Raw genomic sequence first — 21,616 nt, 5'->3', positions numbered from 1 at the left:
CTCTAAAATACCCAAAAAATGTTTTTTTTGTTAGATCTTTCGTGTTTTTGTGATAAATCAAATATCATACAGCAGGCAACAGCCGATGCTCCTGGATAAAACATCTCATTTGGTAATGAAAAAACTGCTTCTAACGTATAATTATCTAACATTTTCTTTTTATATTTTTTAACTTCAGCGCTGTTTCCAATAGCGGCTTGCATTGGTAGTAATACTGCTATTTTTGAGTTAGCTGGTATATGTCTTGCGATATACTCTACAAAATGAAAGCCTTTTGATGGATCTTCTTTATTGCTTGATTTCCAAGTTTTTACATATTCTGGGTCGCAAAACTTTCTAGTAGCATTGTATGGTGGATTCATCAAAACAATATTAATGTTTTTATCTTTAATCCACTCTCCTCTTTCAAACATAGAAGCTTGGATAACATTTGAATTGCCATCTCCATGAATTAGCATATTTGTGGAAGATAAACCAAAAGCCCCATCTTCATATTCAATACCAAAAATTTGATTTCTTTTTACTTCTTCACGCTCTTCTTCTGTATCGCAATCATCCATTGCATCTGTCATTGCCCTTACTAAAAATGCGCCGCTACCAGAACAAGGATCTAAAATTCGTGAGTTTTTATTTACTCCTATAGCCTTACACATAAAATCACAAATATGATCTGGTGTAAACGCCTGATTTTTATCTGATTTACCAACGTATTTATTAAATGTTGTAAAGAATAGATTTAATAGATCTTGTCCTGCAGTATTTGAATCATTAATAAAAGGTATTATGTTGCTGTCTATAAATTCCAATATTTTTTGTAATTCATCATATGTTAAACTAGCTATATCTTGATCATCTATCACCTTATTACTTAACACAGATAATTTTGCAGCCTTGTTTAGCGTATCCACATCGTTGTTTTTAGATAACAATCCTGACAGAATATTTTTTATATTTTTTATTATTATTTTTTCTTGACTTATTTCTTCTCCAGCAGGATTTAAAGTTGGTTTTAAATTTTTATATGAAAGACCATTTTTCAAAGCTAATAGACATGTCCCTACAAACTGACTTCTCAATTTTTCATTTACACCATCAGAATGCAGCATTTCATTTAAAATCTTTATAGAATCAACAACTTTAATTTTGTCATTAACCCTACCAAAAACTATAAACTATATTCTCATATTCCTCGAAAGATTTTAAAACAGTTTCTTCTTTTTTTCTGTGCTCTTCATCAATAATTACTGATTGTCCATGCCAAACCCATATATCATCTCCATCTGTTTCTATTAGCATAGCAATGATTTTTTTATCAGAATATGCTTTTTCATACCTTACATAATCTTGTAGTTGTTTTCTAATTTTATTATGATCCCATCTGTTAAAGCTATTTTTTGTCTCTACCAATATAGCCAATCTATCATTTTCAAATCTTATATCTAATACTTGATGGTTTGTATCAGTGTCTCCTTTTTGATAATCTTTTATATTTTTTCCAGCAGTTTTAAGTGCTTGAACATAACTAAATTCTCCTGATTCAGTATTGCCAATTTGATACATATCACCTATTTTTTGAATAATTTCATATCTACTCATCTCATTGCCTCTCATAGTCTATAATATTTTAACCCTACACTTTAAAAGCTTAAGAGTTTTAAAATTATAGTTTTGTGTATTTTTTATGATTTTAAAATTTATTACGATATTTTAACATATCTTTAAAATAGATTGATTAAATTTAGATTTTATTAAAGTAAAAAAGACCGCCGATGAAATTTAGCGGTCTAAATTTGACTAATAAGCTTTAACTACTCCCACTCGATAGTTGCTGGTGGCTTGCTTGAGATATCATAGACTACGCGGTTTATACCATTTACTTCGTTTATGATGCGGCGGCTTATATTTTCAAGCAGATCATATGGAAGCCTTGAAAAACTTGCAGTCATTCCATCGCTTGCATCGACCACGCGGACACAAACTGCATTTTCATAAGTTCTATTATCGCCCATCACTCCAACGGAATTTACATTTAAAAGCACACAAAATGCTTGCCAAGTTTTCTCATACCAACCACTTGATTTAAGCTCTTGTCTTAATACAACATCTGCTTTTCTCAAGAGTTCAAGTCTTTCGTTTGTAACCTCTCCCATTATTCTAATTGCAAGCCCAGGTCCAGGGAATGGATGCCTAAAAACTAAATCACGACTAAGCCCAAGCTCAAGCCCCAAAGCTCTAACTTCATCTTTAAAAATTTCCCTTAAAGGTTCAATTAATTCAAATTTCATATGTTCAGGAAGTCCACCAACATTGTGATGACTTTTAATAGTTTTACTAGCTCCACCAAAACTACTACTTTCTATAACATCGCTATAAAGTGTTCCTTGAGCTAGATATTTTACATCTTTATGTTTTTTAGCCTCTTCTTCAAATATCTCTATAAAGGTATTTCCTATAATTTTTCTTTTAACTTCTGGCTCTATAACACCACTTAATCTTTCTAGAAAAATTTTACTTGCGTCTATGCTTATTAGATCGATTCCAAGCTTTGTTTTAAATGTATCACTTACTTGCTTTGCTTCACCCTCTCTTAAAAGCCCATTATCAACAAAAACAACTATAAGGTTTTTAGGAACTGCATGAGCTAAAAGTGCTGCAACGACTGAGCTATCCACACCGCCACTTACTGCGCATAAAATTTTATCTTCACCGACTAGATTTTTGATTTTCTCACACTCATTTTTGGCAAAGCTTCCCATATTCCATGTGCTTTCACAACCACATATAAATTTAGCAAAGTTTTTAAGTATTGCATCACCAAACTCGCTGTGAGCAACTTCTGGGTGAAATTGCAAAGCATAAATTTTAGCTTTTTCATCTGCGTATGCACAAAATTCACTGCTTTTTGTCTTGGCTAATAATTTAAAATTTGAAGGAAGCGCTTCAACTTTATCTGCATGACTCATCCAAACAACTTGATCTTTAGGTGTATCTTTAAAAAGATCACTTTCACAAGCAAGAGAAATTTCAGCTTTTCCATACTCTTTGCTTGCTGCTGGAACAACACTTCCACCAAATTTATGAGCAATTAACTGCATTCCATAACAAATTCCCAAAATCGGCAGTCCAAGCTCAAAAATTCCTTCATCACAAAAATACGCATCCTTTGCATAAACGCTTGCTGGCCCACCACTTAAAATAATGCCTTTTGGCTTTTTTTCTTTTATAACATCGAGTTTTGCATCAAACGGCAAAAGTTCGGCATAAACACCTTGCTCTCTTAATCTTCGTGCGATTAACTGCGTGTATTGTGATCCAAAATCTAAAATAATAATATCTGCTGTCTTCATTCTCTTTTCCTAATTAAAATTTATGTAGTATATCAAATTTAACTTAGCTGTTTTTGACTTTGTGATATATTGTTTTCATAAATTGGTGGAGCTTTATATCCACATCCATAAAAAAAGGCTAAAATTAGCGCAAAAAGGATAAATTTATGAAAAATGCTGGTGAAGTTATAGCTGGGATCCAAAATAGCTCCTCATATATAAAAATGCACGATATCCATCTACTCTGCACACTATGGCAAAAAAATCATAAAAATTTAATAAAAATAGCCTTTATAAAAGATAATAATTTGGTGATTTACTGTAGGCATAACTTGGCGCTTCTTGAGTTAAACAAAGAGAGCAACAAAAGAGATCTGCTCTTTATAATAAATCAAATCAAAAAATACAGCCCAACAACAGAGCTAAAAGCAATAACCGACATCTCTCAAATTTACATAAGACTTGATAGAGAGCTAAACAATCCACGCACCAAAGATCGTATAGTCCCAACTCCGCCGCCTCCACACTACTACGAAAGAGCAGAGGGCATATTTAAAAACAACTTCAAAGATAGTGAGTTTTTTGAAATTTACGAAAGAATAAGAGCGGTAGTTATCAAAAATAGAAGCGAGAATGAGTTTTGAAAGAGTTGCTACAAAAGGAGATAAAAGATGCTCCGACAAATCCGGGCGTATATAGGTATTATGACAAAGATGGCAAACTTCTATATGTTGGTAAAGCAAAAAATTTAAAAAAGAGAGTAAGAAGTTATTTTAATTTCAATCCCTTTTCTATAAATTTAAAGCTCTCACCACGCATTGTAAATATGCTAAGCTACGCAACTCACATCGAATATATCGTCACAAACAGCGAAGCGGACTCGCTAATTTTGGAAAACTCACTCATAAAGCAGTTAAAGCCCAAATACAACATACTTCTAAGAGATGATAAAACTTATCCCTATATCTATCTAAATTTGAATGAAGATTTTCCTAGGTTTGCCATAACTAGACGCCTTATCAAAAAGAGTAACATAAGATACTTCGGACCTTATTTTAGGGGAGCAAAAGAGATTTTGGAGGCTATCTATCTTAAGTATAAATTGGTTCAAAAAGCAGGTTGCCAAAGAGCTAAAAAGGCCTGTCTTTTTTATCAGATAGATAGATGTTATGCCCCTTGCGAAAACAAAATTTCAAAAGATGACTATAGCAAGATTTTAGGTGAAGCTACACAATCTTTGAAAAATCCAAAAACTCTTGTGCCATTTTTGCAAGATCAGATGACAAAATATGCCATCAATGAAAGTTATGAAGAGGCGGCTAAGATGCGAGATAGCATAAAGACCATAAAAGAGAGTTTAATACAGGTTGATATGGATCTAGCAAGGCTTGATGACTTTGATGTTGTGGCAATTGCAATCAAAGAAAACTTAGTTTGTTGTGTGAAATTTAGCATTAGAGATGGCAAGATTATCTCATCCAACTCAGCAATTACTCCTATAAAAGATGGCTCACAAATCGAGGCAAAAGAGAGCTACAAACAGGCTATTTTGGACGGTTATCCAGAAGATACGCCAAGCTCTATCTCCAAAATTTATCTCTATGAGAGCTTTGATGATATTGGTATTGTAGAGGAAATCTTGCAAAAAAGACACAATAAAAAGATTGAGATATTGGTCCCAAAGATTGGCGAGAAGAGAAGAATTTGCGATATCGCCTACAAAAATGCAGAGATCAACATAGCAAAACAGCTCAAATCCAACGACTATCAATTTTTGCAAGAGTTTAAAGAGTATTTTAAACTTAACAATCTCCCACTTTCTATTGAGGCATTTGACAACTCACATCTTTTTGGAACTGCTTGTGTTGGGGCAATCGTCGCTTATGATACCAACCATTTTAAAAAGCAAAATTACCGCCACTATCACCTTGAAAACAAAAATGACTATGATCAGATGAGAGAACTTTTGACAAATAGGGCAAAAAGGTTTGAAAAACTCTCTCCACCAGATCTTTGGGTCATAGATGGCGGCGCTACGTTGCTTGAACTTGCTAGCTCTATAGTTGAGAGCAGTGGTGCAAATATCGATGTCATAGCCATTGCAAAAGAAAAACTTGATGGCAAGGCATATAGAGCAAAAGGGGCTGCAAAAGATAAAATTTATACAAAAAATGGCGAGTTTCTTTTGCCAACAACCGATAAAAGACTTCAGTTTTTACAAAAACTAAGAGATGAGGCGCATAGATTTGCCATAAGTTTCTTTAAGCAGACTAAGCAAAAAAGAGATCTTTCAAGCTCAAAACTAAAAGAAATTGGCATAAGTGATGCTTATATAAGAAAATTACTTGATTATTTTGGTAGCTATCGTGCCATTTATGAGGCAGATTTTGATGAAATTTACAAAGTTACTAACAAAAGGGTTGCAAATATGATAAAATTAGGCGTAAATAAAGAGTCATTTAAAGATTAATTTGTTAGAATTGTGCAAATTTGTAATTTTAAGGATAGGTGTTGATACTCTATAATTCGAGCTTTAAACTGGTAGGAATCTCTAAAGAGCTCTTAACATTGTTTGGTTTTACCAGTTTTGGTGGATTTATGGCAAAGCATAGTGATGTATCTGATTTTTTTTCAAACGATAACATCAAGCAAGAAGATGGCAAAAACTATCTAAAAGAGTTGATTGATGCCAAAAAATACAAAGCAGATATAACTATAAATTTACCACGAAAAAGTGTAGAATCATCTCTGTTTATCAATGAATTTTATATGGATGATGAAGTTATGTATGAGGTTGATATCATAGCTATCTCTAGCAGCGACAAGGAAGAGTCTGCTATACTTGAAAACAAAAGAAAGCAAAAAGATAGAACTCTAAGTAACAACTACAAAATATCAAATATATTTGACCATGAGTATAAAAAAGAGCTTGCATACATAGAAAAACAAAGAGTCACAAGCGAGCAAACTATGGATGAAAGTGGCATTATAGATAGTAGTTGGATAGAAAAAACTGCTACAAATTTGGGTCTTTCGATAGATGATTTTTATAGTTTTTTAAATACCTTTATAACAAGTGCAAAAGAGAAAGAAGAGGAGCTTTTTGAGTCGCTTCTTTCAGGCAACAAGGAAGTTTCATCATCTATTCTTTCTCAGATGAAAGAACCAGCTGGTGTGCTTGATCTGCAACCTATCATCAAACAAATTTACTACCTAGAAAACTCTAATCCAGACGAGATAAGAGAAAATTTCAGAAAATATCAAAATTTAATAACAAATATGGAAGAAATTATTACAAAAAGGAAGGCAATATGAACTTTAGTTTATCAAACTCCTTAAGAATTGTGAGTGGTTTTCCGCTACTTATTCTTTTTTTGGCATCGCTTTTTTATCTTTATAACTCCTATGAGAGCTATAATGATTCAACTGACCTTAACATTAGAGTTGAAGATACACTTGAGGTATCAAAACTCATAGAGCAGCTTAGCTATGAGCGCGGACTTAGTGCTGTTTATATGGGTAGTGGTGGTCAGCTTGGTGGTGGTGAGCTACTTTTAACTCAAAGAAATAAAACAGATAAATTTATCGCAGAATTCAAAAACTATTTTAACAACTATCAAGAAGTTCACAAAGAGAAAAATAAGGGCGATTATTTTATGTTTTTTAAAAAATATGAGGTTCCAAAAGAGATCTCTCAACTTCTAAGACTTATCTCAGAACTTCCAGAGATAAGAGCTGCTATAGATAGCAACAGCAGAGAGTTTGATGATGTGTTTTTTAACTATTTTAGACAGATAGATAGCTTCTACATCAAAAACCTAACCTCTATAAAAGATTATGCACTTACTCCTAAAATCGCAAATATTGCTTTAAATTTGATTCTTACTTATGAGGCACTTGATGCTACAGGATCAACAAGAGATTATGTTGCTAACTTAGTATCTAGCAGAAGACAGCTTGATGAGCAAGGCAAAGATAACCTCTTGAGAATCGGTGCTAAAAACTACATTATCTCTTATGATGCGTTGCCAGATTCTCCTGCTAAATCAAAGATTATAGAACATCTATCTTCCATAGAGAGCATAGAGACTATCAGACTTTCTAACGAGCTTGATATGTTGATTGCTAAAGAGACCTTAAGCGGTGAGTATAGTGTAAACTTTACTGAGTGGTTTACTGTAATGAGCGATAGATTTAAGATAGAAAAGTTTATCGTAAATGAGATAGTTGAAGACCTTTTTAATAGTATTGTTGAGTATAAAGAGGAGCTTAGAGCTCAAATGCCAATCGCTATTGCAATTGTTGCACTATCCTTATTTTTGCTTTTGTTTGCCTATACAGTTGTTAGCAAATTTAGAACAAACCTTAAAGAGCTAGATAACGTTCTTAGCAGAATTGGTGAGATTTCCAACCAAGAAGAGAATATCAACGTTGAAAGTAGTGCAGGTATTGCCAAAGCTTATAGCTTGATTCAAGATGCCATTGATGTTATCGCTGCTCAAAAAGAGTCAGCTGAAGATGCAAACAAAGCCAAGTCTATCTTCCTTGCAAATATGTCACACGAGATTAGAACTCCACTAAATGGAGTTATTGGTTTTACCGAGCTACTTAAAAATACAGATCTAGACGACGAGCAACAAGACTATGTAGATACGATAGATAAGAGTTCTGAAAACCTCTTAGTCATCATCAACAACGTTCTTGATGTATCTAAGATTGAGAGTAATAAGGTTGAGATTGAAGATATTCTTTTCAATCCTATCCAAGAGTTTGAAAGTGCAATTGAAATTTATTCAGCTAAAGCATCTGAGAAAAACATTGATATTGTTTCATATATCGACCCATCGCTTATTCACCATCTATATGGTGATATTACCAAGATTAAAGAGGTTCTTATAAACCTACTTAGCAACGCTGTTAAATTTACACCAGAAAATGGAACGATTACCGTAAATATAGTAAGAGAGAGATCTACAAGAGATGGTAGAGCTATAGTTACATTTAGTGTTGAAGATACTGGAATTGGTATATCAAAAGATAAGCTTAAAAACGTCTTTAATGCCTTTAGTCAAGCTGACTCAACAATTACAAGAAAGTATGGTGGAACTGGACTTGGACTTACCATATCATCAAAATATGTCTCTATGATTGGTGGAGAGCTTCAAGTTACTTCAGAAGAGGGCAAAGGCACTAAATTCTTCTTTACTTTAGAGTTTAAAGAGACTCAAAAGAGTGATGCCGATACTATGTATAAAGATATGAAGGGTCTTAAATTCTTACTTCTTACAGATGCAAAGCCAGCAGATCAATACAATGAGGTTTTAAAAGAGTATATTACTCACATGGGTGCAACTATCAAATTTACAGGAACTATGCAAAATATAGATGATAGCTCCTATGATGCAGTATTTGTAAGACTTAGAAATTATGATTTGCTAGATAGAGATATTAACTCAGCCATTATTATAAGTGCAAAAGCTAGAGAGCTTCAACAGATAAATATCAAAGAGAATAATGTCTACACCATCTCTGAACCAATAAATATCACTAAAATTTTAAGAATTGCAGCAAATATCTCTCAAAATCACGCAAGAGGTCATGACCTAGTTCATAAAGAAAATATCTTTAAGTCATCATTTGATGCCCAGGAGAGCGCGCCAGTAATTGAGAATGAAACTATTGTAGAAGAGTCAAGTTTTGTAGAACCAAAAGAGCCAGAAGTTGTAGCCCAGAGCAAAAAGAAAGACTCTTTAGATGGGCTAAGAGATATAATTAGCAAAAAAGACAAGTCCCCATCTGCTTCAATTCAAGATGAGTTAAAGCAGTTTGAGCAGCATCTTGATAACTCTATCAAATCTGCTAGCCAGACACCTGTCAAAGAAGAGGTTGTTAAACATGTAGAAACAACTATTGCTCAAGAGTCAAAAGTTGATGAGATAGCTCCAATCTCACTAGATGAAGAGTTAAAAACTATTCCGCTTTTTGAAGAAGAGGAGCCAAAAGATGAGATTCCATTAGCAACTTTTGAGACACCAAAAGATGATGTTCCATTAGCTAGCTTTAACGAGCCAAAAGAGAGTGAAATTCCACTTGCTAGTTTTGATGAAAAAGATGAAATTCCATTAGCAACATTTGACAAGTCACAAGAGAGTGTTGCACCTGCTAAACCATTGGCAGATGATGCTCCACTTGCAGTGGATTTTGAAACACCAACATCACATGATATAAAAGCAAATATAAATATAACCGATGACCATGCACCTTTATTTGCTCAAGCACCTATCGTAGAAGAAAAAGTTAGCGAGCCTCAGTATAGAACTGAATATGTAGAAGAGGTAGTTGGCTATGAAGATGTAAGACAGATAGTTGAAGAGACAGTCTATGCAGATGAGATAATAGAAGAAGAAGTTACTGAGTATGAAGAGGTTGAAGAGCCAGTTACCGAGTATGTAGATCAAGAGGTTGAGATTGAAGAGGAGGTTCAAGTTCCTGTCAAAAAGACTCCTAAAAAGGGCAACACACCTCAATATAACGCCAACATTTTGATAGCTGAAGATAACGAAATCAACCAAAAGCTTATAAAACATACTCTTGGCTCATTTGGTCTAAATTTAACAGTAGTTGAAAACGGATTATTAGCGCTTGAAGAGAGAAAGAATAATAATTTTGATCTAATATTTATGGATATTGCTATGCCTGTAATGGATGGTGTTGAGGCTACAAAACAGATTAAACAGTATGAGAGTGAAAATAATCTTCCTCATATTCCGATAGTGGCGGTTACAGCTAACGCACTTCAAGGCGATAGGGAGAGATTTTTATCACAAGGATTAGATGAGTATTGCACTAAACCTATCAAAAAAGATGTTTTAGCAGGAATGTTAGAGATGTTTATATCTCATAAAAAGTCTGATGAAGACGAGGCTACAGAAACTAAAACTCAGATAGTTAAGAGAAAAGTGATGAAAAAAGTTCCTAAAACTGTCATCAAAAAGGTAACCAAACCAGTGACTAAGAAGATTCCTAGAAAGGTAAGAGTTCCTAAGAAAGTCCAAAGAGAGGTTATCAAAAAGGTTCCTATCAAAAAAATGGTAGAAAAGAAGATTTTGATAAACCCAGGCGAGAAAGTAGAGCCAAGAGAGCAAATTTTACTAGATGGAATACTACTTTATAAGTCTGATACTGTTTTGAATAAGATTTTTGAAACTGTTATAAATGAGGTTGTCGACAAGGTCGATACAGCGAAAAATGAGTCAGAGTTTTTAAGACTACTCAATGAAAACAACTACAAGTTGATTATGGCAGATCTAAAATCAGTTGGAATAAACTCTATTGAAGTTTTAAATAAACTCAAAGAAAAAAATATGCAAGGTGCAAAAACTGTTGCTTTTGCAAATTTGCAAAAAGATAATATTGATGAAGCCAAAAAACAATTTTCAGAAGTTGTTAATAGTGCAATTAGTAAAATAGAGCTTCTAAATTTAGTAAAAAAATATATGTAGGTGGTATAAATGAAACAAATAAATATATTAGCAGTAGATGACGATCCAATAAATTTAAAATTGATTGAAGTGATGCTAAAAAAGCACCCAAACATCGGTACATTAACAAAAGCTATGAATGGTTTGGAGGCTCTAAATATCATCGATAGCGATCAAAAAATTGATCTAATTTTGTTGGATATTGTTATGCCTGTTATGAATGGTCTTGAACTTTTGGACAATCTTCGTTCACGCGGAGCGAAGTCTTCAATTCCTGTTATCGTTCTTACAACAGATGAAACTATAAGAAGAGAGGCTTTTAACAAGGGAGCTTATGATTTCTTAACTAAGCCTGTCTTTGAAAAAGATTTGATTGCTAAGATAAATGAGGTTTTGCCTCTTATAAAATAGATTAATAAGTGCTTTGAGTTGCTGTCAAAGCACTTACTCTTAAATAAATTTACCCATAGCTTATTAAAAGCTTAAATTTATAATTTACTTAAATATGTCTTTTATTTTGTCGAAAAAGCCATCATTTTGGTAGTTGCCATCTTTGTCGATACCAAAGCTATTTTCAAGCTCTTCTATAAGTTCTTCTTGTTTTTGAGTTAGTTTTTTAGGAAGTACTAAATTTGTCCTTATGATAAGGTCACCTCTTCTTTTTGTTCTGATATTCTCAACTCCATCATTTGCAAATTTAAAAAGCTCTTTATCGTTCGTTCCGACATTTAGTTTAAGCTCTTTTTCGCCCATTATAGTATCTAGTTTTATACTTTTTCCAAGAAGAGCTTGCGTTATAAAGATATCTACACTCATCAAAAGGTCATCGCCATCTCTTTTATATATCTTGCTAGGTTTTACTTTGATATTTAGATAAAGATCGCCGCTTTGTCCGCTTTTGGAGAGATTGCCTCTGTTTGAGACTCTTATTCTCATACCATTATCAACGCCTTTTGGTATGGATACATTAAATGTTTTTTCTTCTTCTTGATAGGTAGTTCCATTGCATTTGTTACATTTTTGAGCTATTGTTTCACCGCTTCCGCCGCACATTGGGCAAGTCTGGACATAGCTCATAAAGCCACTTCTTCTTACATAGTTGCCACTTCCACCGCAAGTTTTGCAAGTCTGTTTTTTGCCATCTTTTGATCCTGTTGCATTGCAGGCACTACAAGGTGTTTTTATCTTATATTTTATCTCTTTTTCTGCTCCAAATATCGCCTCTTCAAAGCCAAGTTCGATATTTAGCTCCATATCTAAGTTGTATTTGTCAAACTCTCTTTTTTCTCTTCTTGCAAAACCATCACCAAAAAATGAGCTAAATATATCACCTAAATCAAAATCAGCAAAGCCGCTGTTAAAGTTGCCATTTAGCCCATCTTTTCCATATCTATCATACAAAGCTCTCTTCTCTTTGTTACTTAGACATTGATAGGCTTCATTTATCTCTTTAAATTTCTCTTCAGCCTCTTTGTTGCCTCTGTTTCTGTCTGGATGATACTTAAGTGCAAGTCTTCTAAATGAGGTTTTTATCTCATCGTCGCTTGCCTCTTTGCTTATCTCTAAAATCTCATAATAGTCCAAATTTATACCTCAACTTACAATAATCATTATAAAAACTTAGATTCTACCAAAAATTTTTAAAAGAATTTTAAATGTTACCCTAAATTTGATATAATCCAAAGATTAAGAACAAAAACAGAGAGGTATATATGATAAATGTATTGATGATTGAAGATGATCCAGAGTTTGCACAAATTTTGGCAGAGTATCTACTAAAATATAATATAAAAATAACAAATTATGAAGATCCCTACTTAGGCCTTAGTGCCGGGATTAAAAATTACGATCTTTTGATACTAGATCTCACTCTTCCTGGTATGGACGGGCTTGAAGTCTGCAAAGAAATAAGAGAAAAATATGATATCCCTATCATAATCTCTTCTGCTAGAAGTGATGTGAGCGACCGAGTAGTTGGGCTACAAATTGGAGCTGATGACTATCTTCCAAAGCCATACGATCCAAAAGAGATGCATGCAAGAATAATGAGTCTAATAAGACGCTACAAAAAAGCAACTCCTGCAGAAGATGGACCTAGTGATACGGCATTTAAAGTTGATGAGAGAAGACATGAAATTTACTTTCATGACAATCTTTTAACTCTAACGCCTGCTGAGTATGAAATTTTGGAGTATCTTATCAAACAGCATAGCTTTTCTGTCTCAAGAGAGCAGCTTGTCTATCATTGCAAAAGCCTAAAAGATAAGGATTCTAAAAGTCTTGATGTAATAATTGGTCGCTTAAGAGCCAAGCTAAACGACAGCTCTAAAAATCCAACTCATATCTTTTCAGTAAGAGGAATAGGTTATAAACTGCTAGGATGAAAAAATCACTCTATACAAAGATTAGCATTCTTTTTGCAGCTACAACCACTCTTGTTGTTGTGCTTTTTATAACATTTGGGCGCATTCAAACTTATCAAGCACTAGAGCGCATGAAATCATCACAGATAAACTCCATAGACTATCTAGTAAGTCTTTATGAAAAGGATGCTTTTCCGCGCGACTTACATGAGTATTTTCATAACTTCAATCTAGAGATGATAACCGATAGAAATCTTTTATCAAATGTTTTGGCGTCCAAAGAGATAGTTTTTGAAAAAAACACAAAGATAGGATATTTTGTTTCGATACGCCACAAAGACAATCTCTATCTAAATATCGTCAATGAGCCATTTAGCATAACTTTTGAAAGCGTTGGAGCAAAAAACATAAATGATCCTTTGTGGATCGGCTTTTTCCTTGTGATGGGACTGCTACTATCGCTTTATATGTCTGTTTTAAGGAGCCTAAAGCCACTCAAAGTTCTTAGCAAGCAGATAAAGAAATTTGCAAGTGGTAATATGGATATTTTGGAGCTTTCGATAAAAGGTGATGATGAGATAGCGCAAGTTGCCAATGAATTTGACAACGCAGTTACCAAGATACGGGAGCTTATTAGATCTAGACAGCTCTTTTTACGCACCATAATGCATGAGTTAAAAACGCCAATCTCAAAGGGTAGAATTGTTTCTGAGATGGTTGATAATGAGCTTCAGAAAAATCGTCTTATCAATGTCTTTGAGAGGCTTGAGATATTGATAAATGAGTTTGCAAAGGTGGAGCAGATTTTGACTAGATCTTATGCGCTCAACTATCAAGAGTATCACTTTACGCTTATTTTGGAGCAGACCAAAGATATACTTATGCTTGATGATTGGAATAGTAAGGTAGAGGTTGATATTGTCGATGATGCACTTATGAAGGTGGATTTTCAGCTCTTTTCACTTGCTCTTAAAAACCTCATAGACAACGGCCTAAAGTATTCAAATGACAAAAAAGTTTTTATTGTTTGTGATAGTTCTCAAATTTGTGTTAGCAACAGCGGCTCGCCTCTTCCTGTTAGTATCAACCACTATAAACAGGCATTTGTTCGCGACAAAAATGAAAAAACCACAGGTATGGGACTTGGACTTTATATCATAGACAAAATTTGCACAATGCATAAATTTAACCTAGAGTATCACTACAGCGATGGAAGACATCATTTTTGCATAGTTTTCAATCAAAATAAAAAGGCAAATAAAAAGTGAAGTTAGATAAATTTGATGAGTTGGTTGCCTCATTCCAAAAGCTTCCTGGAGTTGGCAAAAAATCAGCTCTACGTTTTGCCTATTTTATAGTTCTTCAAGACTCTTTTGCAGGGATAAATTTGGCACACAACATAGAAAATGCCATCTCATTTTTGAAGCAGTGTTCAAAATGTGGCGCACTTTGTGAAGATGAGCTTTGCAATATCTGCACCGATGAGTTAAGAGATAGAGAAAAGCTCTGTTTAGTAGAAAGTCCAAAAGATATCGCACTTATTGAAGAGAGTGGCGGATATGATGGCTACTATTTTGTTCTTAGCGACCCAAAAGAAAACATCAACAAACTCAAAAAAATCTTATCCGAAAACGAAACAAAAGAGCTAATTTTTGCGCTAACTCCAAGCCTTGCCTCAGATGCAATCTCTCTTTATGTCGAAGAGGAGTTGAGGGACTTTGAGTTAAATTACACAAAGATTGCTCAAGGTGTCCCAACGGGTGTTTCTTTGGAAAACATCGATACTCTTTCGCTTCTTAAGGCGATAAAAGATAGAACCAAAATTTAAGCCTACACTTATCTAACAAAGTGATTGTAACAACGTCTTAAGTTTTCTCTTTCATCATCTAGAGTTGTTTTCTCGCCATGTCCTGGATAGATGATATAGTTTTTCTGCCATTTTAAGATACGCCCCAAGCTCTCTTTTAGGCTAGCAGCATTTGAGTAGGGAAAATCCCACCTTCCAATAGAATCTTTAAAAATAAAATCTCCACTAAACATCAGCTCATCAACAGTTATAGCGCAACATCCTGGCGTGTGACCTGCAAAGCGGTGAAAGCAAAAGCTCTTGCCACCAAACTCAAACAAATCGCCATCATTAACTAGCACATCAGGCTTGCAAGGTGTGCCAAGCAGTCCAAAAGGATCATCGCTAAGCCAAAAAGCATCATTTTTATTGATATAAATTTTAACTCCATCGCGGCTAAAAAGATAGTCATCAAAGGCATGATCATAGTGTCCGTGCGTGTTAAAAACAGCCAATACATTTGAGCTATTTTTCATAACCCACTCATAACTTCCCTCTCCTGGATCAATCACCACTTCGCCGCCATCTACATAAACTATGTAGCAATTTGTCATAACTCTTCCAAACTCTTTTTGTATTATTTTCATAAAAAATCCTTAAGAAGTTTAACTATAAGCTAATTTTAGCTTAATTTTGATTATAATCTAACCCAGATATCTTAAAACTTGGGCTATATATGGATTATATAAATTTAGAAAAAACAATACTTACTTTTTTAAAAAAAGAGCTAAAAAAAACTCCTTGTAGTGGCTTTGTAGTTGGCATAAGTGGCGGACTTGACTCAGCTGTTGTATCGGCACTTTGTTCAAAAGTGGCAAAAACTACTGGCTATATTTTATATAACAAAAATTTTAGCGAACAAAATATGAGTGACGCTATAAATCATTGTGATAAATTTAATATAGAGGTCCATAAGATAGAGATCTCTTCTATCGTAGAGAGTTACAAAAATAGTCTAGACCTAAACAACATTCATCAAATTTCAAATTTAATCGCAAGAGTTAGAATGACTATTCTATATGATAGAAGTTTTAAGACAAGTTCACTAGTTGTTGGAACGAGTAATTTTAGTGAGAGAATTTTAGGATATGGCACTATTTATGGTGACTTGGCTTATGCGCTAAATCCTATAGCCTCTCTTTTAAAAAGTGAAGTTTTCAAACTTGCAAAAAGCCTTGATATAAGCCCGTCTATCATCTCCAAAAAGCCAAGTGCTGACTTTTATGAGGGGCAAAGCGATGAGGATGAATTTGGTTTTAGCTATGATGATATAGATAGTGTTTTAGAAAAACTAAGAAAAAATGGCATGAAATTTAATGAGTTGCAAGAGAGCGAAGTGTTGAAGTTTATCAAAAAAAGATATGAACTCAATAAATTTAAGTTAAGAATGCCAAAAATATTAAAGTGAGGATTCAAATGCAAAAAATACCTTTTTACAGAACATCTTTAGATAAACAAGGGATTGATTTTATCGCCAAATCCTTAACTAAAAATGGTAAAGATTTGGTAGATGAGTTTGAGGGCAATATCAATAAATTTTTTAACTCAAAATATGCCATATCTACCAACAGCGGGACCTCTGCAATACATCTAGCACTTTGTGCTATGAAGCTAAAAAGGGCAGATAAGTTTATCTGTTCGGTAAATTCCTTCCCAAACATCGCACAATCCATCAGGCATTTTGACGCAGAGCCTATTTTTGTTGATATAAATGATGATGACTTTAATATAAATATTGACTCTTTTGAGGCTGTTTTAAAAGAGCATAAACACAAAAAGCTAAAAGGCGCTTTTATAACTCACATAGCAGGACAAGCCGCCGATATGAAAGAGATTTATGAGATAGCTAAAAAATATGATTTAAAAATCATCGATGACGCAAGCACTGCTATTGGAGTTAGCTATGGTGATAAAAAAATAGGCTCCATAAAGGACTCTTTTATCTCTTGTTTTCAAGCCGCACCGCAAGCTATCAGCGACTCTATGGCGATGGCTGGTTTTTTTGTAACAGATGATGAAGAGATTAGCCAAAGAGCAAGACTTATAAGAAATCACGCCTTAGTCTATCAGCAAAATAGCAAAGATGAAGAGCTTAACTACATTTATGACATCACAGATATAGGGCAGCAATACAGCATTAGCGGTGTTTGTGCCTCATATGCCGCACTTGTTTTTGAAAAAACTAGTGATATGATAAAAAGAAGAAAAGAGATAGCCGCGATTTATGACAAAGAGCTTGGCGATTGCCCACATATCCAAATTCCAGTTGCCAAAAAAGAGCATATCTATACCCAATACATCATAAAAGTTGATAAAAATAGAGATGATTTTGCAAAAGAACTATTTGAGAGAGGTGTTGAGACCTCGTTGCACTATATCCCTGTCTATTTGCTTAGTTACTATAAACAAAAGTATAATTTTAAGATAAATGACTTTCCAAATGCGCTTAGAGCTTATGGACAAATTTTATCACTGCCGATCTATGCTAGCTTGAGCGATGATGAAGTTTATTATATTTGCGAACAGATTAAAAACGTGGTCTCATCTCGTGCATACTAAAATTTATTTTTGGGTTGAGCGGTATTTTTATAGTCCAAATTTGGTTATGAAGCTGCTTAGTGCTTTGCTTTTGCCGCTATCGCTCATATATTCTCTCATCATAACTTTAAAAAAATTAACTACTAAGAAAAAGAGCTATGGCATTAAAGTTTTTAGTGTAGGCAACTTAGTCGTGGGTGGAAGTGGCAAGACTCCGCTTACAAAGGCGCTTTATCTTTTTATTAGCTCTTATTGTAAGTGCTTTATCATTCTTCGTGGATACAAAAGAGAGTCAAAGGGGCTTTTCATCATCTCGCACAACAATGAGATCTTACAAAACGTCCATATAAGCGGCGATGAAGCGATGGAATATGCAAAAATGGGAGCCAATGTAATAGTTAGTGAAGATAGAGCAAGAGCCATTCAGATAGCAAAAACTTTGGGCGCAAAGTGCGTTATCTTGGATGATGGCTTTGGCAAATTTGACATTGATAAATTTGATATAGTTTTAAGACCATCAATTGAGCCATATTTTGCTAGAACATTCCCAAGTGGCGCCTATAGATATCCACTTTTTTTCTACCGCTATGCAGACTACATCATAGATAAAGATGATATTAAAATAACAAATTATATAAAAAATCCAACCAAAAGAATGGTTTTAGTCACCGCCATCGCCAATCCAAAAAGACTAAGTGCCTATTTTGGCGATGTTGTTGCAACTAAATTTTATCCAGATCACTATAATTTTAAGAAAGATGAGTTAAAAGAAATTTTAGATAAATTTAATGCGACTTCACTTTTGGTTACAAATAAAGATTATGTGAAGATAGAGTCCTTTTTACTGCCACTTTCATGCATAGAACTAGAACTTAAACTTAGCGATAAATTCAAAAAATTGATACAAAAAGAGATAAATTTTAAAAAATAATTAAATTTTTTAGTCAATATTTACTTTTTAGTAATACTATAATAAAAAGTTATATTATATAAATATTTTCAACCTAGATAAAGAAAGGATCAAAATGACGTATCAAGAATTTAACGAAAGCTTAAAAGAGTTAAATTTAAGTAAAAAGGACTTTGCCGAGCAAGTTGGTATGAATTATGCAAGTGTCACTAACTGGAAGCACTCCAAATCACTTCCAAATTGGCTTGACTCTTGGATGAAATACTATAAAAGAGCTAAAAACTATGAAATGATAAAGCGCTCAGTTCTAAAAATAGAGGGTTTTTATCCTAAGATTAAGTAGATTCTTTTTATAAAGTTATCTGTTTCTTAGGATTTAGAGTTTTGACTAGCTTTGTGGGTCAAACTCATCTATTTTTAGATCTATAAGGTCTTTTTCCAAATTAAAATTTTTAACAAAATTTCTAAATTCGCTAAGTCTTTTTTCATAGTTGTCTAAATTTACCAAAAATCTTTTATCCTTTTCTTTGATCCGCCATAACATCCAAGAATTGACCTTTGGGTGGTAGTGCATAGAGTCTGTATGTAAATTTAGATTGCTTACAATACTATAAGCATCACTAAAATCATATATTTCTACATTTTTATACTTTTTTGTATATTCTGCAATGGTTAGTTTTATCTTTTCAATTTGTTCAATCAGACCCTCTTCTTGCCAATTTTTAAATTCAGTTATAGCATATGGTGGATAAAAAAAGATAAATTTAGTCTCGGGGTGTGCTTCTACAATAGGGAGGTAGTTAAAGGTAAAATTCTCTACAATATTTTCATACTTTAGCACTCTTTTTAGACTATATTTTATTATACAAGCTGGACTGTTAGTGGGACAAAAGTCATCTTTTGGCAATCTAAAAAAAGCAGTTTCAATATTGCAGTGTAATGTGCTACTATTTTTTTTGCAATTTTTATATAAATTTAAAAATCCAGATCTTGCTACATCAACGTTAAATATATAGCGATAAATGTTCTTATCAAAATAAAGATCTCTTTGTAGCTCATCAAAAATAACTTCATTTTTATTACTACAAAGGCTATCAATATGCAGGTCTAGCATAATATTTTTTAGATTGTTATATTTAAAGCTTCTGTTTATCAAAATATTAAGCTCATGAGGTCTTGAGCCAGAAAATGTCATTTTAAGAGGATTGACAAAAATTCTCTCTAAGTCACTATATAAAAAATCCTTGCTCATTGAAGATCCAACTATTAGTGAATTGTGCTTATAGTTTTTTACAATTCCGCTGCCTTTCATTCTTCCGTTATCCGCCCAATATACACCATAAATTTTAGCCATTCTAAACTGATAGTGTGGATCTACAATGTAGTTAAAGATTGCTACAAAAAAGATTGCCAAAAATGACAGTAAAATAAAAATAAAAGTCCAAATTTTATATTTTTTCATCATAAACCCTAAAAATTAAAATATAAAAACACACTAACTTTGTTTAAATTTAACACTGCAAAAGCAAAAACAAAAGCAGCAAAAAAGGCATTTTTATAGCTAAATTTCTGATTTGTAAGCTCAATGGAATTTTTACAAAACAATGCTATAACAAACCCAAATACAATCCATAGATATGTATTATAATCGCCATTTATGTTTTGTAACCAATAAATAAAATCAAAACCAAGATTTTTTAACATACTAAATCTCTCAAAATAATGTGGCAAAGCAATTCCATTTAGGCCAATCATACCTTTTAAAACTTTTAGAGCGTCCTCTAAGGAGTTGGCTCTAAAGAAAATCCATGTTAAATTGACAAAATTAAAAGTTATAAACCAAGCTATTATTTTTGGCATTGTTATATTAAATTTAGTAGCTATATCTCTATAAAATCTAAATATTGCACTTGCCACACCATGCAATGCACCCCAGATGATAAATCCCCATCCAGCGCCATGCCAAATTCCGCCAAGAACAAAAACTATCATCAAATTTAAATAATTTTTCCACTTAGGACATCTATTTCCACCAAGTGGTATATATAGATATTTATGTAAAAATCTTCCTAAAGTTATATGCCACTTTCGCCAGAAGTCCTGTATGTTTAATGACTTATATGGTGAATAAAAGTTAATAGGTAGTTTGATATTAAACAAAAGCGCTCCTCCAATTGCCATATCACAATACCCACTAAAGTCAAAATAGAGCTGAAAGCTATAGCTCAAAGATGTAGCCCATGCTTCAAAGAAATTTAAAACATCAGCCGAATCAAAGCCAGCATTCGCCCAAATTGCGAACTGATCTGCAACAACAACTTTTTTAAACAGCCCTATACTAAATATAAAAAGCCCACTAGTTATATTTTTGTAGTTTATAAATTTATTTTTACCATTTGCAAATTGTGGCATCATCTCTTTGTGATGCACAATCGGACCAGCGATTAATTGAGGAAAAAACCCAATAAATAGTGCATAATTTAAAAAGTCATATTCTTTTGTTTCGTTGTTATAGCTATCAACTAGATAGGCAATTTGTTGAAAGGTAAAAAAGCTAATAGCCAGCGGCAATGCAATGTGAAGTAATGGGACATTGCTACCAAAGACAAAATTAAAATTTTTAATAAAAAAATCGCTATACTTAAAATAGCCAAGTAGTGCAAGATTAGCAAAAATTCCAAAACCCAAAAGCTTTTTTGAGGCTGTTTTTTCTAAATTGTTACCTTTAGATAGATAGTGACCAACCGTGTAGTTGAAAAGCATTGATGAGAGGATGAGTGGCAAATAAATAATATTCCAATAGCTATAAAAAAACAAAGAAGCAAAGACTAGAAATGCTCTTGATGCTACAGTTAATCGTCTTTTATTTAGATAGAAATAGACAAAGAAAGTAATCGGCAAAAATAAAAAAATGAATTCATAACTATTAAAAAGCACTAACAACCTTCAAATTTAATGCGATATTCTATTAAAAAATTCTTTAAAATCAATTTAATAGCACAATTTGCACAGCAAGTAGATAATTAAATTTCATAAAAACCACAGATCAATATATAAATATCTTTAAATATGCTAAATTTACTTTTTTAAATTTCACTCCCACCCACCATCTTTTTTAACTCTTTTTATTTTTTATAAAATATCTTAAATTT

General features: G+C 33.2%; 19 protein-coding genes. 12 read left to right on the top strand and 7 right to left on the bottom strand.

All coding sequences use genetic code 11. The features are described 5' to 3' along the window. Positions 1-2: 2 nt before the first annotated feature. From Q0X52_RS07150 to guaA, 3 genes are all read right to left on the bottom strand, one after another. Entirely contained in the window at positions 3-1,076 is a 1,074-nt protein-coding gene (locus Q0X52_RS07150) for an N-6 DNA methylase (protein ID WP_297576445.1), read from the bottom strand. A 79-nt stretch (positions 1,077-1,155) separates the two neighbouring features. Continuing rightward, positions 1,156-1,596, bottom strand: a complete 441-nt coding sequence (locus Q0X52_RS07145; RefSeq protein WP_297576443.1) for a hypothetical protein — start codon at positions 1,594-1,596, stop codon at positions 1,156-1,158. Between the two features lie 212 nt (positions 1,597-1,808). Beyond that, positions 1,809-3,347 (bottom strand): glutamine-hydrolyzing GMP synthase, encoded by a 1,539-nt coding sequence (gene guaA, locus Q0X52_RS07140; protein ID WP_297576441.1) that lies wholly within the window; start codon positions 3,345-3,347, stop codon positions 1,809-1,811. Positions 3,348-3,493: 146 nt separating this feature from the next. On the opposite strand from guaA, the gene Q0X52_RS07135 reads away from it, so the two are divergent. From Q0X52_RS07135 to Q0X52_RS07115, 5 genes are all read left to right on the top strand, one after another. Continuing rightward, positions 3,494-3,970 (top strand): hypothetical protein, encoded by a 477-nt coding sequence (locus Q0X52_RS07135; protein ID WP_297576439.1) that lies wholly within the window; start codon positions 3,494-3,496, stop codon positions 3,968-3,970. A 5-nt stretch (positions 3,971-3,975) separates the two neighbouring features. Further along, a complete protein-coding gene (uvrC, locus tag Q0X52_RS07130) occupies positions 3,976-5,796 on the top strand; it encodes an excinuclease ABC subunit UvrC (protein WP_297576458.1) in 1,821 nt (606 codons plus the stop codon). A gap of 128 nt (positions 5,797-5,924) precedes the next feature. Continuing rightward, positions 5,925-6,641: a hypothetical protein gene (locus Q0X52_RS07125; protein ID WP_297576436.1), complete on the top strand. Its 717-nt coding sequence runs from the start codon at positions 5,925-5,927 to the stop codon at positions 6,639-6,641. Further along, positions 6,638-10,828, top strand: coding sequence for an ATP-binding protein (locus tag Q0X52_RS07120; RefSeq protein WP_297576434.1), 4,191 nt, complete (start codon positions 6,638-6,640; stop codon positions 10,826-10,828). The genes Q0X52_RS07125 and Q0X52_RS07120 overlap by 4 nt, the downstream gene beginning before the upstream one ends. Before the next feature lie 9 nt (positions 10,829-10,837). Then, complete coding sequence (locus tag Q0X52_RS07115) at positions 10,838-11,218, top strand: response regulator (protein ID WP_297576432.1); 381 nt, start codon at positions 10,838-10,840, stop codon at positions 11,216-11,218. Between the two features lie 84 nt (positions 11,219-11,302). On the opposite strand, the gene dnaJ is transcribed toward Q0X52_RS07115, so the two are convergent. Continuing rightward, complete coding sequence (dnaJ, locus tag Q0X52_RS07110) at positions 11,303-12,397, bottom strand: molecular chaperone DnaJ (protein ID WP_297576456.1); 1,095 nt, start codon at positions 12,395-12,397, stop codon at positions 11,303-11,305. Between the two features lie 122 nt (positions 12,398-12,519). On the opposite strand from dnaJ, the gene Q0X52_RS07105 reads away from it, so the two are divergent. Genes Q0X52_RS07105 through recR form a run of 3 tightly spaced genes read left to right on the top strand, consistent with a single transcriptional unit; the run spans position 12,520 to position 14,998 of the window. After that, a complete protein-coding gene (locus Q0X52_RS07105; protein WP_297576430.1) occupies positions 12,520-13,191 on the top strand; it encodes a response regulator transcription factor in 672 nt (223 codons plus the stop codon). Then, positions 13,188-14,438, top strand: a complete 1,251-nt coding sequence (locus Q0X52_RS07100; protein ID WP_297576428.1) for an ArsS family sensor histidine kinase — start codon at positions 13,188-13,190, stop codon at positions 14,436-14,438. Before Q0X52_RS07105 ends, Q0X52_RS07100 begins: the two co-directional genes overlap by 4 nt. Continuing rightward, positions 14,435-14,998: a recombination mediator RecR gene (gene recR, locus Q0X52_RS07095; RefSeq protein WP_297576426.1), complete on the top strand. Its 564-nt coding sequence runs from the start codon at positions 14,435-14,437 to the stop codon at positions 14,996-14,998. The genes Q0X52_RS07100 and recR overlap by 4 nt, the downstream gene beginning before the upstream one ends. Positions 14,999-15,006: 8 nt before the next feature. On the opposite strand, the gene Q0X52_RS07090 is transcribed toward recR, so the two are convergent. Further along, positions 15,007-15,603: an MBL fold metallo-hydrolase gene (locus tag Q0X52_RS07090; protein ID WP_297576425.1), complete on the bottom strand. Its 597-nt coding sequence runs from the start codon at positions 15,601-15,603 to the stop codon at positions 15,007-15,009. Positions 15,604-15,692: 89 nt separating this feature from the next. Here Q0X52_RS07090 and nadE point away from each other — a divergent pair, with 89 nt between their 5' ends. The 4 genes from nadE to Q0X52_RS07070 all read left to right on the top strand — a co-directional run bounded on the left by nadE (position 15,693) and on the right by Q0X52_RS07070 (position 18,807). Beyond that, positions 15,693-16,424, top strand: a complete 732-nt coding sequence (gene nadE / locus Q0X52_RS07085) for an NAD(+) synthase (RefSeq protein ID WP_297576423.1) — start codon at positions 15,693-15,695, stop codon at positions 16,422-16,424. Positions 16,425-16,432: 8 nt separating this feature from the next. Further along, positions 16,433-17,575 carry a DegT/DnrJ/EryC1/StrS aminotransferase family protein gene (locus Q0X52_RS07080; protein WP_297576421.1) on the top strand — a complete coding sequence of 381 codons (1,143 nt, stop codon included), beginning with the start codon at positions 16,433-16,435 and terminating at the stop codon, positions 17,573-17,575. Then, entirely contained in the window at positions 17,565-18,485 is a 921-nt protein-coding gene (locus tag Q0X52_RS07075; RefSeq protein WP_297576419.1) for a tetraacyldisaccharide 4'-kinase, read from the top strand. The genes Q0X52_RS07080 and Q0X52_RS07075 overlap by 11 nt, the downstream gene beginning before the upstream one ends. Positions 18,486-18,579: 94 nt before the next feature. After that, positions 18,580-18,807, top strand: coding sequence for an XRE family transcriptional regulator (locus tag Q0X52_RS07070; RefSeq protein WP_297576417.1), 228 nt, complete (start codon positions 18,580-18,582; stop codon positions 18,805-18,807). A 45-nt stretch (positions 18,808-18,852) separates the two neighbouring features. Here the strand turns inward: Q0X52_RS07070 and Q0X52_RS07065 are convergent, their stop codons facing one another. Beyond that, positions 18,853-19,926, bottom strand: coding sequence for a hypothetical protein (locus tag Q0X52_RS07065; protein WP_297576415.1), 1,074 nt, complete (start codon positions 19,924-19,926; stop codon positions 18,853-18,855). 8 nt (positions 19,927-19,934) lie between these two features. Beyond that, a complete protein-coding gene (locus Q0X52_RS07060; protein ID WP_297576413.1) occupies positions 19,935-21,401 on the bottom strand; it encodes an MBOAT family O-acyltransferase in 1,467 nt (488 codons plus the stop codon). Positions 21,402-21,616 lie beyond the last annotated feature (215 nt).

Source organism: uncultured Campylobacter sp. (genome assembly GCF_947255105.1).
Classification (GTDB): domain Bacteria; phylum Campylobacterota; class Campylobacteria; order Campylobacterales; family Campylobacteraceae; genus Campylobacter_B.
This window is presented reverse-complemented; position numbering and strand designations above follow the sequence as displayed.

Excerpts from the sequence above, each read along its gene's own strand:
- Q0X52_RS07145 (WP_297576443.1), bottom strand. The coding sequence starts at position 1,596 with ATGAGTAGATATGAAATTATTCAAAAAATAGGTGATATGTATCAAATT.
- guaA (WP_297576441.1), bottom strand. The coding sequence starts at position 3,347 with ATGAAGACAGCAGATATTATTATTTTAGATTTTGGATCACAATACACG.
- Q0X52_RS07135 (WP_297576439.1), top strand. The coding sequence starts at position 3,494 with ATGAAAAATGCTGGTGAAGTTATAGCTGGGATCCAAAATAGCTCCTCA.
- Q0X52_RS07125 (WP_297576436.1), top strand. The coding sequence starts at position 5,925 with ATGGCAAAGCATAGTGATGTATCTGATTTTTTTTCAAACGATAACATC.
- Q0X52_RS07120 (WP_297576434.1), top strand. The coding sequence starts at position 6,638 with ATGAACTTTAGTTTATCAAACTCCTTAAGAATTGTGAGTGGTTTTCCG.
- Q0X52_RS07115 (WP_297576432.1), top strand. The coding sequence starts at position 10,838 with ATGAAACAAATAAATATATTAGCAGTAGATGACGATCCAATAAATTTA.
- Q0X52_RS07105 (WP_297576430.1), top strand. The coding sequence starts at position 12,520 with ATGATAAATGTATTGATGATTGAAGATGATCCAGAGTTTGCACAAATT.
- Q0X52_RS07100 (WP_297576428.1), top strand. The coding sequence starts at position 13,188 with ATGAAAAAATCACTCTATACAAAGATTAGCATTCTTTTTGCAGCTACA.
- Q0X52_RS07090 (WP_297576425.1), bottom strand. The coding sequence starts at position 15,603 with ATGAAAATAATACAAAAAGAGTTTGGAAGAGTTATGACAAATTGCTAC.
- nadE (WP_297576423.1), top strand. The coding sequence starts at position 15,693 with ATGGATTATATAAATTTAGAAAAAACAATACTTACTTTTTTAAAAAAA.
- Q0X52_RS07080 (WP_297576421.1), top strand. The coding sequence starts at position 16,433 with ATGCAAAAAATACCTTTTTACAGAACATCTTTAGATAAACAAGGGATT.
- Q0X52_RS07070 (WP_297576417.1), top strand. The coding sequence starts at position 18,580 with ATGACGTATCAAGAATTTAACGAAAGCTTAAAAGAGTTAAATTTAAGT.
- Q0X52_RS07065 (WP_297576415.1), bottom strand. The coding sequence starts at position 19,926 with ATGAAAAAATATAAAATTTGGACTTTTATTTTTATTTTACTGTCATTT.